The sequence below is a fragment of the Sulfolobus acidocaldarius DSM 639 genome (assembly GCF_000012285.1).
Lineage (GTDB): Archaea > Thermoproteota > Thermoprotei_A > Sulfolobales > Sulfolobaceae > Sulfolobus > Sulfolobus acidocaldarius.
Genome location: NC_007181.1, coordinates 1,759,796 through 1,774,420, shown reverse-complemented (window position 1 = coordinate 1,774,420; position 14,625 = coordinate 1,759,796). Strand labels below are relative to the sequence as shown.

The 14,625-nt window shown below is 38.5% G+C and carries 18 protein-coding genes; 7 read left to right on the top strand and 11 right to left on the bottom strand.

Going from position 1 to position 14,625, the window contains the following annotated elements:
- Positions 1 to 349 precede the first annotated feature (349 nt).
- From SACI_RS09490 to SACI_RS09460, 7 genes are all read right to left on the bottom strand, one after another.
- On the bottom strand, positions 350 to 610 hold the full coding sequence (locus SACI_RS09490; protein ID WP_011278769.1) for a hypothetical protein: 261 nt from the start codon (positions 608 to 610) through the stop codon (positions 350 to 352).
- A 166-nt stretch (positions 611 to 776) separates the two neighbouring features.
- Entirely contained in the window at positions 777 to 1,106 is a 330-nt protein-coding gene (gene sdx / locus SACI_RS09485; protein WP_011278768.1) for a sulredoxin, read from the bottom strand.
- Positions 1,107 to 1,428: 322 nt separating this feature from the next.
- Positions 1,429 to 2,016, bottom strand: coding sequence for a hypothetical protein (locus SACI_RS09480; RefSeq protein WP_011278767.1), 588 nt, complete (start codon positions 2,014 to 2,016; stop codon positions 1,429 to 1,431).
- Entirely contained in the window at positions 1,988 to 2,842 is an 855-nt protein-coding gene (locus tag SACI_RS09475) for an ABC transporter ATP-binding protein (protein WP_011278766.1), read from the bottom strand. The genes SACI_RS09480 and SACI_RS09475 overlap by 29 nt, the downstream gene beginning before the upstream one ends.
- A complete protein-coding gene (locus SACI_RS11995; RefSeq protein ID WP_011278765.1) occupies positions 2,839 to 3,606 on the bottom strand; it encodes a hypothetical protein in 768 nt (255 codons plus the stop codon). Before SACI_RS11995 ends, SACI_RS09475 begins: the two co-directional genes overlap by 4 nt.
- Positions 3,607 to 3,611: 5 nt before the next feature.
- On the bottom strand, positions 3,612 to 4,283 hold the full coding sequence (locus SACI_RS09465) for a hypothetical protein (RefSeq protein ID WP_015385737.1): 672 nt from the start codon (positions 4,281 to 4,283) through the stop codon (positions 3,612 to 3,614).
- 20 nt (positions 4,284 to 4,303) lie between these two features.
- Complete coding sequence (locus SACI_RS09460) at positions 4,304 to 4,801, bottom strand: hypothetical protein (RefSeq protein WP_011278763.1); 498 nt, start codon at positions 4,799 to 4,801, stop codon at positions 4,304 to 4,306.
- Between the two features lie 576 nt (positions 4,802 to 5,377).
- Between SACI_RS09460 and SACI_RS09455 the strand changes: the two genes are divergently transcribed.
- From SACI_RS09455 to SACI_RS09440, 4 genes are all read left to right on the top strand, one after another.
- On the top strand, positions 5,378 to 7,081 hold the full coding sequence (locus tag SACI_RS09455) for an MFS transporter (RefSeq protein WP_011278762.1): 1,704 nt from the start codon (positions 5,378 to 5,380) through the stop codon (positions 7,079 to 7,081).
- Positions 7,068 to 7,511, top strand: a complete 444-nt coding sequence (locus SACI_RS09450) for a MarR family winged helix-turn-helix transcriptional regulator (RefSeq protein ID WP_011278761.1) — start codon at positions 7,068 to 7,070, stop codon at positions 7,509 to 7,511. Before SACI_RS09455 ends, SACI_RS09450 begins: the two co-directional genes overlap by 14 nt.
- Positions 7,512 to 7,610: 99 nt before the next feature.
- On the top strand, positions 7,611 to 7,838 hold the full coding sequence (locus tag SACI_RS09445) for an AbrB/MazE/SpoVT family DNA-binding domain-containing protein (protein WP_011278760.1): 228 nt from the start codon (positions 7,611 to 7,613) through the stop codon (positions 7,836 to 7,838).
- Entirely contained in the window at positions 7,822 to 8,217 is a 396-nt protein-coding gene (locus tag SACI_RS09440) for a PIN domain-containing protein (protein ID WP_011278759.1), read from the top strand. The genes SACI_RS09445 and SACI_RS09440 overlap by 17 nt, the downstream gene beginning before the upstream one ends.
- A 208-nt stretch (positions 8,218 to 8,425) precedes the next feature.
- Here SACI_RS09440 and SACI_RS09435 read toward each other — a convergent pair whose 3' ends face one another.
- Together SACI_RS09435 and SACI_RS09430 are read right to left on the bottom strand one after the other, a co-directional pair.
- Positions 8,426 to 8,845 (bottom strand): type II toxin-antitoxin system VapC family toxin, encoded by a 420-nt coding sequence (locus SACI_RS09435; RefSeq protein ID WP_011278758.1) that lies wholly within the window; start codon positions 8,843 to 8,845, stop codon positions 8,426 to 8,428.
- Positions 8,838 to 9,086, bottom strand: coding sequence for a hypothetical protein (locus SACI_RS09430; protein ID WP_011278757.1), 249 nt, complete (start codon positions 9,084 to 9,086; stop codon positions 8,838 to 8,840). Before SACI_RS09430 ends, SACI_RS09435 begins: the two co-directional genes overlap by 8 nt.
- A gap of 238 nt (positions 9,087 to 9,324) precedes the next feature.
- On the opposite strand from SACI_RS09430, the gene SACI_RS12350 reads away from it, so the two are divergent.
- Both SACI_RS12350 and SACI_RS09420 read left to right on the top strand, forming a co-directional pair.
- Positions 9,325 to 9,450 carry a hypothetical protein gene (locus SACI_RS12350; protein WP_257719735.1) on the top strand — a complete coding sequence of 42 codons (126 nt, stop codon included), beginning with the start codon at positions 9,325 to 9,327 and terminating at the stop codon, positions 9,448 to 9,450.
- A 598-nt stretch (positions 9,451 to 10,048) separates the two neighbouring features.
- Positions 10,049 to 10,726, top strand: a complete 678-nt coding sequence (locus SACI_RS09420; RefSeq protein WP_011278755.1) for a hypothetical protein — start codon at positions 10,049 to 10,051, stop codon at positions 10,724 to 10,726.
- A 608-nt stretch (positions 10,727 to 11,334) separates the two neighbouring features.
- Here the strand turns inward: SACI_RS09420 and SACI_RS09415 are convergent.
- On the bottom strand, positions 11,335 to 11,865 hold the full coding sequence (locus SACI_RS09415) for a PaREP1 family protein (RefSeq protein WP_011278754.1): 531 nt from the start codon (positions 11,863 to 11,865) through the stop codon (positions 11,335 to 11,337).
- Positions 11,866 to 12,591: 726 nt separating this feature from the next.
- Between SACI_RS09415 and SACI_RS09410 the strand changes: the two genes are divergently transcribed.
- Positions 12,592 to 13,830 carry an MFS transporter gene (locus tag SACI_RS09410; protein WP_011278753.1) on the top strand — a complete coding sequence of 413 codons (1,239 nt, stop codon included), beginning with the start codon at positions 12,592 to 12,594 and terminating at the stop codon, positions 13,828 to 13,830.
- A gap of 562 nt (positions 13,831 to 14,392) precedes the next feature.
- On the opposite strand, the gene SACI_RS09405 is transcribed toward SACI_RS09410, so the two are convergent.
- On the bottom strand, positions 14,393 to 14,599 hold the full coding sequence (locus SACI_RS09405) for a hypothetical protein (RefSeq protein WP_015385736.1): 207 nt from the start codon (positions 14,597 to 14,599) through the stop codon (positions 14,393 to 14,395).
- Positions 14,600 to 14,625: the final 26 nt, after the last annotated feature.

Here is a 14,625-nt window from a genome sequence, read left to right as displayed (position 1 = left end):
TTTACAGGTAAACGTTCATTAATTTAACATAAGTAAAGGTAATGGGTGACAATACTCTCTGGATATGAAATAAAAGACGGAAGAAAAGAGATCTACAATTTTATTAAAGAAGAACATTTCCCAAAGATATAACGCCAGAATAGTCAAATGAGGAGCTGAGCTTACCCCAGCAGTTGTTGTTAGTGATGCCAATAAGATCGAAATACCTGTTATTAATTACGATTACAGATAGTTACGGGCGTTACATATTATTTCCCATGACTTCACGATTATGACTCTTTAGATATAGCCTCACGTAGGCTGAGGTCTCAGGGTTAAGCTCTCCCTCATGGAGGCCTATGGAGAGTGGTCAAGTGCCTATGTAAACTTTCCTCCCATCCTTCAGTGTTACCTCCAGACACTTTCCACCCTTTCTAAGGTTATAGTACGTGACTTTTCCGTCTATTGTAGTTCCTGCAAATATTACGCCCTTAGTCCTAAGTAAATTACAAATTTCATCGGGTGCAGTTGTCTCCTCTATCCTTGTTATATCGTCTCTCTTGATCATTACGTTATACGAGAGACCGGGAATCTTTATTGTTATTCCATTATTGTTTATTTCGACACTCATGATTGTCTATCAACTTTTATAATTATAAATTATATCTGAATGTGCAATGGACTTATTCAGTTAGAAACCATGAGATTTTATTAGCTAGAATTACAGAAAACATAAGTAAGAAATCTGACTTCCTCCCTAAATGAAAAGGCTTTTCTCGTTTTGTATTATACCTCCCTCACACGTCTACCTCTATCCATCCACTATTGTCCCTGATCTGGTATGTCTTAAGCCCTAGTTTCTCCTTGGGTGCATCAGGTGCTACGTATGGTGGTTCTAACATATTACCAGTATTTAAATCAAACACAGCATGATGACAGAAGCACTTTACAGTTAGTTTCTCCTCATCCAGTTGACCCAATATGCACCTTGCGTGGCTACATACTGCGTCCATTGCATACAGTTTGCCCTTAATGTTAGCCATAAAAATTACTTTATCTTCCACCTTGACAGATGCGTACTTTGCCTTCTCAAGTGCCTTTGCGGAGATAGTTCTCTTCCAAACCATACATTCTTTTCATAAAGCTGAATATTTAAGTCTATTAGTTCAGGGGAGACTTGATGAGATGTCCTACTCTAGGGAATTAGTCTTGATATAGCACGTATCAAGAAGGAGATACATATCCATGCAATCTGGCTCCATCCTCACCATAAAAGGCGAGGCTTTCCTCACATCGTTAGTTCTTAGTCTCCTCATAATCACAATACATTACTTTTAAGATCTGTATCGGAAATCTCCCAATATGCTTCAGGTTTAGTCTGTATTGCCCAAGGAGACCAATCTACTACCTCCATTAGCCCGAATTAGACATTATGTGGCTTAGAAAACTTTAAACACGTTCTACCTTTTGTAGTTCAACGTTACTCAATAGGTAAATGGTAAGGGCTAAGAGCAACACCACTATTATTCCTGACAACGGATTGAGTTGACCTGATAGGAATGGGAATAGGAAGTTTATTTTAACACTAAGTCCCAGTGCACTTATAATGAAGTCCATAATCAGAGCAATGATGTCGTTCTTAAATATTATCCCGATAATAGTGGACATTAACACCAAAATGTAGATCTGGATAATGAATTTCGCAAGTGTAGTTAATGATGAGGTCATCCACAATGCCATGGCAATTGGTAGAACTGGTATGGTGGAGAACAGGAATAGTCTGGTGAGTATAATTTCCTTAGGGGATATTCCAACAGTATAGGTTAACGTGTACATTATTCCGTTAAACAGGTTACTTAAAACTAAATAAGTACAGATAAAGGACAAGAAAATAACTAGTATGAGATAGTTTATCATTATGTAAGAGTTCAGACTTATTTTGTATATCCTTTCGGCTATGGGCAACACTGTGAATATTAAGGGACCGAAGTAGCTTAACCCGTTTATTTTAATCTCTTTTACTATCCAGCTTTTCATCTTCCTCGACCATCCTCCTGTAAAAGACACTTAGATCAGCTACATCTATACCGAGAACCCATTCCATGTTCACATCCTTACTTTTAAGCTCAGTCAGGATACTTTCCAAAGTCGACTCACCCTCTATAAGTACAGAGTTCCCAAAATGATTCCCTCTACCCAAGAGCTTAATGATTTCCTGAGGTCTATTTGTTTTAATAATGACCAAGTTACCGTACTTATTACTGAGCTCCTTCAGGGTCCCATTAAATACTATCTTACCTCTCCTGATTATAACCAGGTTCGATGCTATATTGTTAACCTCTGAAAGCTCATGGCTAGCTATAAAGACGTTCTTCGCCTTACGGAGCAATACGTCATAAAACCTGACCCTCTTATCCGGGTCTAAGTTAGCTGTAGGCTCGTCTAGTATGTAAAGGTCTGCGTCCCTACCTAGGGCTATTGATATGCTGACTAACTTAGCTTGTCCAGTGGACAGTGAGTTGAAGTTCTTTTTAAGTATCTCCTCAGCACCTAGTTGATAGACTATCTCCTCATCAGCCTCAGCTATCTTAAGAATGTTTCTCACTTTGATATCGGGAAATACGGGCGTGTCAATGCTAAAGGAAACCCTCTCGTGAATCCGCTTACTGTCACGACACTCAATTCCTAAAATATGGCATTCTCCCTCATACTTATAGACACCTGCTAACACCCCTAAGAGAGTAGATTTTCCTGCACCGTTTGGACCAACTAACGCAGTGTATCCCTCTCTAACTTCTAAGGAGACATCGTCTAAAACCACTTTCTTACCAAACCTCTTCACAAGGTGTTTAAGGGTAATCATCTGCTCATCACCTCCTTCCTCCCTAGTAGTCTAATTGATAAGAGGACTAAAATAGAATTGTACGTGAGTAGCAGAACCAAGACCAAGAGATTGTGATAAAGAACTTGTAATAATACAGGCTCATTAGGAATCCCGGCACTCACATAGCTTGCCTCATCCTGTATATATAATGGGAACAGATTAGGTATCTGAATAGAGGATATTATGAATACAATTTGTAGTATAGTCCTCTTAGCGAAGTAGAAAACTGACAGGAGTATGGTAAAGAGCTCTGGAGCCAAGAAGCTGGTGACCAACGGGTAAACTATTCCAAGATCTTCTAACTTATTTGGGTTTGAAGCGAAAGTCACTGCCACAGGAAAAAATATGTTATTTACATACTGGACTAGGAATATGAGGATATACATAGTTGTCAAGGCGAGTCCGCTGTTTTTAGAGGAAATAAGGGCTAAACTCATTAAGGGTATTGGAGACATTAGCGCTGACTGCAGAAGTAATTTATTTATGAAGATCCTCTTAATATCAATCCCATAATGATAGGATATGTTAAAGTCCACCCTCCTTCTTAAGTCAGAGCCCAGGTAATAGTTTGTCAGAACGGATGCTAAAAGTGGATAAATAAAGAGTAATAGTACTTTAGCCGATGAGAAACTGACTACAAACGTAAATAGGGAGAGGGAGAGATATACCCAGAAGCCCAGTGAGTTAACGAGCCTATTGATTTCCAACTTGATTACTCTAAGATCTAATGCTGGATTCAGCATATCTCTCACCTGTTTCTGAGCGAGCTCAATATCCCATACACCATCAATGAAATAATAAGGGAAATGGCAATCAATGACTCTAACGTTTCACCATTGATTATTATAGGAGCCTTTATCTCAGTCAACTTTATCTGAACTATGTTTCCCCTTTGGACAACGGAGTTTATCACAAGGTAACCATCAGATAGCTTAACCAGAAATTGGTTACCAAGGACTTTACCTATAAGAAATGGAAATCCTAGACCTTGAGATATGGTATTCTGATGGTAGTTAAGAACTGTGATACCATCAAATTTAGTTACATTTTCGTATATTAACTGTACCCTAATACTCTTCATTAAGCCTATTTTGCATGCGTCAGGGTCAGTGAAATTGACACCCAGAAGTATTGGATAGTGGGAGATATATGAGATGTTACCGTAAGAGTTTGAGTATGTAGTTAGATACGACCCATTACTTAACCTTAATATGCTTGCGTTTAAATGCAAACAGCCCTGTGGGAAAACGATGAATTTGGAAGAGACATTTTTATCTAATGGGAAGAGTAAGAGAGAATAACTCAATTTTTCTACAACACTGCTGTTCAAACCGTTAAGTGAAAAATACTCATAAACGTAGAGTGAGATAAAGGATGCAATAAAGACTAGAATTAGTATCAAAATACCTTTCATCCACATTAATATGTTCACCTAATTTATTACCCAAAACATCCTGTATAGTAATCCACGTTCTGGTTAGACAGTCCTGCCATAACATGTGCATAACAATATCCATATCCACCAGCCTGCATATAAACGTCGAAGTACCCTGAGGCTAAATATACTTTTCCTATAAAAGGTAGGACGACATAAACTTGTATAGTAGAATTTGACGTGGACAATATATTATATGGGTCAGTTAAGACTGCGTTAGCAGAGGTCTGTTTCTCCACGTCGAACACAGATCCTGGACTAGAGATTTGAACTATTGGCTTTTCAAAGTATACTACTCTTCCATATTCATCCGAAGTCCAAACTTGAGTGTGAGTTATTCTATATATGACCTTACCGAAAAGGGTTCCATCCACATATACGTATTTACTGTAGACATTACTAGATGCGTTTACGGTCTGTAGGGACATTAGAAAAAGGCTAAAAAACACAAATGCAATCAGTGTAAAAAGGACAGCAATTTTTTCTATTTTTTCTGTAATCAAAGTGAAATAACACCCTCAGTATATCTATAATTGTACATATATTAAAATTTTACCATAAGATTTTAAAAACAGACATGAATTTGAACCTAGACTAAGAAAAATCTAAGAAAAGCAAATCACAATTAAATCAACACGAAATCATACTATGGCTAATATATATGGAAAAAGTTATACACTTGTGATAAACTTTTAGATGTCCTGGGTATAACTGGTTAATCGCCTCCTTTACCTCAGCAATGGGTTTTCCTGTTCCTCAGAATTTGTGGATTAGTTTTATATTAAACTAGTCCAGTTGCCCATTGGAGTCCCTGTATTTTAAACCTCGATTTCATCTGTAAGTGTAGTCTAGATCGTCTTAACAACTTTACGTCTAAAGTGGTCTTAACCACTCGTTTCCCATGAGTATGAGTCCCTGTTCCCTCAGTTTATTACAGCTTTGTCTCTTTTTATAATGAAAAAACTCCCACATTATTTCTAAAAGTGTCAAATTATCAGAAATAGTATTTAAACTTTCCTTTGGTAACTTGACGAGAATAAGTTTATAATTTAATTGTTCAGTATTGAACTAGATCCAAAATGGTCCAATACAAGTGGATTGCCCTTTCAAACACCACAATTGGTGTTTTAATGGCGTCAATAAACGGAACAATAACACTGATCTCTTTGCCAGCAATATTCAGAGGGATAAACATAAACCCATTAAACCCTTCCTCCTTCGAATACCTCCTCTGGATACTAATGGGGTATAACGTCGTCACTGCTGCCCTCTTAGTCACCTTCGGTAGATTGTCAGACATCTTTGGTAGGGTGAGGCTTTACAACCTAGGCTTTGCGATTTTTACGGTTGGTTCGATATTGCTGTATATAACACCTAATCAAGGAACTACGGGGGCACTAGAGCTAATCGTGTTCAGAGTTGTACAGGGTATTGGTGCAGCTTTCCTCTTCTCAAATAGTGCAGCAATAATAACTGACGCTTTTCCGCCAAATGAGAGAGGTAAGGCTTTAGGTATAAACCAAATAGCGGCGTTAGCTGGTTCACTGATAGGTTTAGTTATGGGAGGTATACTTTCAACGTTAAACTGGAGGTATGTGTTCTTAGTGAGTGTACCTGTTGGGTTACTTGGCACAGTATGGAGCTATCTGAAACTAAAGGAGACTGGAGTGATAAGTAGAGGGGAGAAGATAGACATACCCGGTAATGTGACCTTTGCCGCAGGGCTAATATCAATCCTCCTGGGTATAACTTATGGCTTAGAGCCTTACGGTAGTAGTGCCATGGGATGGACGAATCCTTATGTAATAACAGCTTTAGCTATTGGTGCTGGACTACTGATAGCATTCCCGTTCATAGAGAGGAAAGTGAAGTACCCAATGTTCAGGTTAGAGCTCTTTAAGATAAGGGGATTTCTGATGGGTTCATTGTCTCAGATACTCTTCTCATTTGCGTTCGGAGGAGTGATGATAATATTGATAATACTGCTTCAGGGCATATGGTTACCTTTACATGGCTATAAGTATGAGGACACTCCGTTTTGGGCTGGAGTTTATACACTACCAATGATGCTGGGCTTTGTGATTATGGGACCAATCAGCGGTGCATTGTCTGACAAATACGGTGCAAAGTACATCTCGACAGTCGGTCTAGTAATTATAGGTACAGCGTTCTTAGCGCTAAGTACTTTGCCCTATGACTTCAATTACCCTGAATTCGCTGTAACTATATTTGTACTTGGCCTAGGGAGTGGAATGTTCGGTGCTCCAAACATAGCTGCTATAATGAACAGTGTGCCAAGAAACAGTAGAGGAGCTGCCTCAGGTATGAGGACTACATTGCAGAACAGCGCTCAAACAGCTAGCCTGGCCCTGTTCTTCACCATAATCATAAGCGTGTTGATAAGTAATTTACCAACAGCCTTATCAAACGCAGTAACTCAAGCAGGGGCACCACAGTTAGCACCACTGCTATCTAAGATTCCAGCGACTAGTGCACTGTTCGCAGCTTTCCTAGGTTATAACCCAATAGGCACTATCCTCTCCCTATTGCCCAGTCAGCTCTTAGCTACAATAAGTCCTAATGCAATTGCAACACTGACTAGTACTTATTGGTTCCCTGAGACTATAGCTCCACCGTTTATGAACGCATTGAGGGTTTCATTTTACATTGGTGCAGCTTTAGTCTTGATCGGTGCAGTATTCTCCATAATGAGGGGTGAAAGAGTAGTGTATGAAGAAATAGCAGACCAGCCTAGGGCTGGTGGTGGAAATGGCTCAGCTTGAAGCAAAGGAAATTGAGATACTTAGGTTACTCTCAACTCTATATAAACAACTCCATAAGGAGGCAACTCGAGAATTAGGTAACGAGTTACTTCCCTTAGATGTAGGCATACTTAATGCCATATCCAAGGGTGTTAACTCCCCAGTGAAATTAGCCCATACTTTTGGTGTGTCCAAATCTGCTATAACATATGCTGTTGATAGGCTTGAGAGGAGGGGATATGTCCTAAGAGTTAGGAGTGAGAGGGACAGGAGAGCTATTACTCTTCAGATAACAGACCAAGGAAAACAACTCCTAAAGAGGATTGAAGAACTATACGTGACCTTAGTGAGGAGAAAGCTCAGTGTACTATCTGAAGAAGAGTTGAACACCTTGTTGAGCATATCTACAAAATTAGTTGAAAGAAATAAGTTAACACCCGTAGAAGATTGATATTTTTTGAAATAATTGGGCGAGTCTTGTCCTCAAATTGTCAGCACGATTTTGGGATAGTAGATAAGTTTATATATTAGTTAAAGTTATAGTATTAGCGTGGAGAAGGTAAAAGTTACTAGGAACTACCAGGTCACGATACCTTCATCTGTGAGGAACGTCCTAGGAATTAAGGAGGGTGATATTTTGGAGGTGTACGTAGAGAATGATAAAATAGTGATGAAGAAGGTAGAGTCTAAGAGACCTAGGATAAAGATTGAAAAACTTATGACCATAGAATATATAGAGGAAAGTATAGAGAGAGGCATGCATGAAAATTTTAGTTGATACTAACGTACTAATCTATGACCTCGTGGAGAACTCAAAGTTTCACAAGGAAGCTGAGGATATATTGGACAGAGCAGAAACTTGGGTCATACCTTCTGTAGTCGTTCATGAGCTAGTATGGTTCTTGAGGGCGAATAACCTGGAGAGAATGGACTACGTATCAGCATATGTGGAAAGCCCCAAGGCTGAAATAGTGTGCGAGGACTTTGATGTTTTAAAGAACGCAATGGAAATAATACTGAGGGAAAAGATATCTCTTTCTAGGTATAATGACCCAGTAATACTCTCACACGCGATTCTCAGGAAGTTACCACTTTCGACGTTTGATAGGAGACTCTCCAACTTGGCAAAGAGGTACGGAATAGACATAGTTAAGTGAAGAGGCTTTAACTCGACTAATATTTATGATGCGAGCACAAAAGGCAAAGAGAAACTTATTCTTTGACAAAGCCTGTTCTCTCCTCGTATTGTATTACATGTAGACTAACAATAGTTACTAAAACGCGTTTAGGTAATGTCGTGGTTAAAGGACTAGTCAAGAGATAATAGGCTGTCTGAAAAATGGTTAAACGGTACAACACAGAACTCTAGTGCTCAATATTTAAACCTAGGACTCGGTTTACTATCTCTTCTTTAGCTATGATGTCTTTGTCAAAAGTAATGAACACTGAAGCCTTAACTAGAGAGGCTGAAACAACCTGGAGTACGTCGAGTGTCTTGAGCTTTAGCCTTGGGCTTAACTGGAGAGCTTTCTCAAAAAGCCTGTTAAAGTCTATTTCAACCAGCTCCACATTACACACCTTTAAAGCGTATTTAACTGAAGCTTTAGCTAATACATCGTCTTTGAGCTTCCTTGAGTAAAAGGAACTCAACTCTAAGAGGGTCACCTCACCTGTCACTAACTTACCCCTTCTCTCCTCTACGATTTCTCTAGCCCTTTCATAATTCGCGTCCTGTTCAACAAAGGAAAGAATAACGTTTGTGTCGACGTAACAGTAATCACTCATACCTTTCCTTCCTCAAGTCCTCCGTAGACAGTCCCTTATAGGGAAAACCGTCATTTAGCCACTTCTCTACTAGTCTTTCCACCTCCTCTTCTAGCCTTACCATCCTCTCTACCTCTGCCCTACCGTATTCTATCAAGAGGTTCACAGCCTCGTTCTTAGTCTTAGCAATTCCTAGTTTTACCATTCTCTGTATTAGATCATAAATATCGTCACTTACCTTGATTGTTATGGGTGTGCCCATATAATATGTCAGTATACCTATATCTTATTAAATTTTTACCTATCTATAGTATGAACACAGTAGATTTGTCATATGCGACAAACTTTTTGTTATTTTAAGGTATATGTGGACGATACTGAACTCCTATCAACTTTGTGCTCACCAACCTGCTCTCCTTCTTTTTATCCCTCACTAGACTCATTCACAGACGTGGTGTTGTAGTAGAGATAAAGCTTGTTAACTCCTTATTTCTTAAGTATTGCCTATAGGTAGGAGTGGAAGAAGGGAAGCTTATGCGGATAACTTTCCACAGTGTAATAGCCACCACGTCGTTAATGTAGGTGAGGTTCAGGGTAAGCAAGATTATAGTGAAGGACTGTGGTAACAATTCTTAGAGCACTAAGCACAAGTATCCTAAGCACTTCAGGGAGTTAGCCTTAAGAATAATACTGTGGATTTTACCCCTCTCACGAGTGCCAAAAGCTAGTCTTATTCTCTAGCTGACCTCCTCCCCGCCATAAATGGCGAGGGTTCCCTTAGGACGGTTCATTAGTTTATGGTTTACCGCCTTCACTCTCATCGCTTCATAGCTAGTGGATGCATTAAGCACCCACCCCGCTCCACTCGTCCAGCGGTAGACCACTGGGCTGGTCTTAGCCCACTTTACCCATATCCCTTGGGTGTAGGAGCCCTCACTCCACCCTCCTTGGGACTCGGGGATATGTGTTGAGAGGGAGGGACACATATACGTACGCCAAATGCCCTTGTGGGCTTCCCTCCCTCAAAAAGACAATAGTGTTTTTAGACTAAAAAACCTTTACCCCGCCTTAAAAGGCGAGGCTTGTCTTTCGCTTTGTCACCTTTTTCATAGGTTCATCGAGTCATTGAGGTTTGTTGCCCCATACCACCTTAATCAAATGAGTCTCGATTTCAAGGAAAAGAGGAAGTCAGTTTAATAATAACATGACTTAATAATATAAAATATGGATAAGTGGATAGTTCCTAGGGAGAAATTTTCTAAGCTCTTCCCTTTTTCCGTTGACGCCAAAGATTTTTTTCTAAAATATATTAAGGATGAGAAGTTTTCAGTGTGTTATATCACAGGTAGATTAAAACAAATTGCAGATCATTTAACTTATTCCTTTCAAGGGGAAATCGGACATATGTATTGGAGTGTGAGGTATAAGGGTGTAAATACTAGGGTGGTTAACAAGTACGTTCAAGTTTACTTTGATAATAAAGAGGGTGATATAAATGATAGTGTACTGGTCTCTTTCGTATTTGCAAAGGAACTTGGACTATTGGGCTTTGGAATAATAACTGACGTTGAATTAGACGCTTTAAGAAAATATGTTTACACTGACGAGACGAGTGGGTTTTACCCATTGAGGATAGGAATTAAGGTATTTTGGCTTCATAACAGCATAATTAATTCATGGAAGGACTATACTAAGTGGGAAGGAATAAGGAAAACGCGTAACTCACCTTTAATTCCATTACCTGCCGGTGTAATATGTATTGAAAATTTTAAAGGGAAGCCGGTTAAACCATTTATTAAAGACTTCATACTTGAAATGGAAAGAGGGATTGAAGAGACATTATCCTTCTATAATGGTTTAAAGGAGGAACCTAGGAAGGACTTTAATCAGGCAAATACGTAATTCTGATTTTTTACAAGTATATGATAACATTACGTGAGAGGTAATCCACAAAATTTTTAGGTGAAATTGTAGTTTATCTAAAGGTAAAGGATTTAAGCTATAAAGGACCTGCCAAATGTAATTTCAACTATTCTTCTTAATCAGTAACTTAATCAGCCATCAAATTGTTCTTAAATTGAACAGTATTCTACTCATCTGACCTCCTCCTCGCTCTAAGCGTTATCCTTGTCGACTCGGGTCTACATCCCTCGTATAAGGCATTTCAGGCTCTTTTTCATCTAAGGAGAAAGATTCCTACTTTCAAAGTTTTTGTAGCATCAGTAAACTCTTCTCTCAAGTAAGTAAAATTCTGTGCGTCTACAGCAGTTTTTGTTATCTAGATATTAATTAAATTTTATTCTTCTTGAGAAGTTTTTTATTTACTTGGACGAGAATAGGATTAGGTTCTGTTTATGAGTCCTATAGCCTTGGTATTATTCTCTATATAGCCTATCTTTCCCCATGGGTTTATTAAGTCATTGAGCTAAGTTGCATGATGCTACCTTACAAAATAAGGGAAGCCTTTCCCTTCGGGGCAGTAAGGAAATCAGCGAATTTTAATCAGCCCTTTATTTGCTCAATAACTCCTTAAACTCGTTCAGGCTCTTTGTGTATTCCTCTTCCAGCTCGTTATCCCATATGTCTTTAAAAGAAGTGATGTTGTCTAAAATAAACTTAGTTAATTTTATGATATCCCTTATCGCCTCTTCCTTTGAAGAATAGTTGGTAATGCCCTTATATATTCCGTTATAAGCATAGGAGTGTAGAAGGAGTGCAGTTGAAGTTACATTTGATAGGTCCTTGTATCCCAAATCCTCCAACTCTTGCGTTATTCCCTTTATACCCGTGGTTGGAGCGCAAAAACCTATCTTATTGTACCACTCCTTTTGCTTTTCATCTTTACCTAATTTATCTAGGTTTAGCGTTACTAAAGCACTAATGAATGCCTTCCATGCCAAGAAAATCTTATTAGCCGAATTTCTTGAATACCCATCCTTCAGCATCTTTATTGATAGTCTAACCTCGAACAACGATTCAAGGACTCTATTACGTGCATAACCCTTTCTGTCTTTTACGTTAGGAAATTTTATTATTTCCACGAATTTCTTGTGATTACACTCATTAAAATACTTTAGTCAAGTGACGCACTGTGTACGTAGTTTGGCTACAATTACACTTCTCCCATATAGTCTCACTCATGTAGATTATGAAGGTTTAATCATTTTATAAGCCTCAGATCACCTCGTTCTATCATTTTAATGACGTTAAAATGGAATAGCACTCTCAGTTGACAATAGGTAAATTTACTGATAACTGTTGCTAGTAGAGATTCTTCAAATCTATTATATGTTGTCCTAGGTGATACATTATTTATAGGATTACTTTATCTGTATTTTGATCGAATCCCTTTAATGAATTACATTTTTCATGTTTTATAACAAAATTATAAAAAATTACTACTGACACGTATTGGGCCACAATAAAAGCGTAAATCGGATAAGACTTAAAGGAGGCATAAAAATTAGTAATTGTTATTTTTAGACGTATATCAACATTATACTAACAAATAATAATAATAAAAAAATTTTACTTTTCTTTTAATAAAAATCCTAGTGTATTTAGGTGATTTGTATCTTAGATAGAAGTTAACTTTCAACGTTTACGCTTTAACTCAGACTTGAGATTCTACGCTTTTCTACAGGATCATTTCTCTCTATCTCACCTTTTCCTTCAAAGTAATTCAACAGGATGGTCTCTAACTAATCAGGGACAATAGATCATATAAAAATTTTTTATATTTACTTTGAAACAATTAATAGATAAATATGAGTTGGGAACCAAGCGAGGAGTGGAACAGAGCCTTAAAAATGGCTTTCGTATCTTTCTCCGCAGGTATGTTCTTAGAGTCCTTCATCTTTGGACTGGAGTCCATTGCAACTAATTGGTACACCGTGCCTAAAATTCTGGAGAGTTTGTTACTCGCCTGGGCTCCCCTGTGGCTTATAATTGGTATAGCATTTGCTGGTCCCATAGCGGATAGGATTGGTAGAAAAACCACGTTATGGATCACACTGGCTATATACGTTATTGGAGGGATAGGATTAATTTTCTCGTTTAATTACGTTCTAGTGCTTATCTTCACCGCTATAATGCTATTCAGTGCCGGTGGAGAGATGAACACCATTATGGCAGCTACACATGAGATCATGCCTCAAAGGAACAGAGGCAGAATAATGTTTTTAGAAATAAACTTCATAAACCTAGGGGGAGCCGTACTAGGAGGACTAGGTCTATTAACCCAGTTCTCATCTATTTTCTTTCAAAGGCTAGTTCTCGGCGCAGTTATTATGGTAGCAGCTGTAGTACTCTTCATCACCAGGCTAGAGTTACCCGAGTCAGTTAGGTGGTTAAGTGCTAAGCGTAAAATGACCAATGGAGGTAGCGTAGTAAAACAGGGATTAGATAAGGACACAGCGTTTAAGCTGTTTGTGACTACAGCTATTGCATTTGCTAATTCCGCTGGATTTGGTCTAATAACATATGTGTTAGGACCTTACTTCTTTTCAAATCTAACCGGGACTATAATATTTGTGGCTGACATAACTGAGTTCATAGTTGGCTTAGTGGTTTCCTTCTTAGCAGATTCCTTGAGTAGGAGAGGGCTACTATTGTGGTCTAATCTCGGCATAGTGGTATTTACATTCTTAACCTATTATCTCATCCCCGCTTGGAAGTCAGACTTAGTAATATTTTGGGCTCTGTTAGTTGCCATAAATGCGTTCACAGCTGTGCAATACTTAACAGAGGATACGTTCAAAGCTGAGTTGTGGTCCACCATCAGAAGGGGAACTTATACGGCAATTGCTAGGGTAGTTTCAATAGGTCTTTACATACCAACCATATTCCTCACTCTATCCTTCTCGTTATCTCAATACGTCCTATTTAATCTAGGGATATGGAGCATAGGGTTGTTTGCTTCAGTCCTATGGTACATTTTTGGATTTGAAACAAGTAAGGGAACGAGTATTGATGATATAGAGAAAAAGAAGGTATTTGAAGATTAAAGGTTTTTAAACGCTTTTTCCAAAGTACTTCTAGTGATACTAACACCTATCATGACGCCTTCTACTCTTGACCCATGAGAATGGCTCTCAACTTGGTCAGGGAAAATAAGTCTCTTCATGAGCTAAGAAAAAGTGTGTGGGAATAAAGACATTACTAATTGTTACGTTGAACACTAAATGTAGAGCCAGCTATGTACTTACTAATCTATTCTCTATGACCTCTTTAACAATCTCCTGTCCTCACTTATACTCTCCTCCCTTTTACACACCTAGATATAACTTGTCGATGTTGCCTAAATCTCTTTTTCAATATCCTTAACTAAACTATAGCTTTATGCGTTCTATGACCCTCATCTGTCCGTTAATGTGTATTATGACCCTAATCATCAAGTTTTACTTACCCCAGCCTCTAAGAAGTCCCTCAGGTTTCTCATTAAGTTCGTGATCCTTTGTTAAGAACGTAATCTTTACTCAATCAGTACTGGGTTAACATACTTCTTCGCCTTTTCTTGTTGCTTAATGTCGTTCGTCACAAGCCTTGCGTTAGCCTTCATTGCTAACACTATGTACAAAGAGCCATTACCGGTAGCTCCTCAGTTAGGGACAATTTTAGGACTTCGTCTACGTACCTTGCATACTCGTGTACCCTTACTAGCCTGGTCAAGTCGTTCTTTAAAACATTAATAATTAGTTTAGCTTCGTCAACCCGTAACTCCTTTAACAAGTACACTTTCTTCCACACAGCGTTCGTGGTCTCAACCAAGACCAATTCAATGGTCTCTCCGTCCTTTAGGT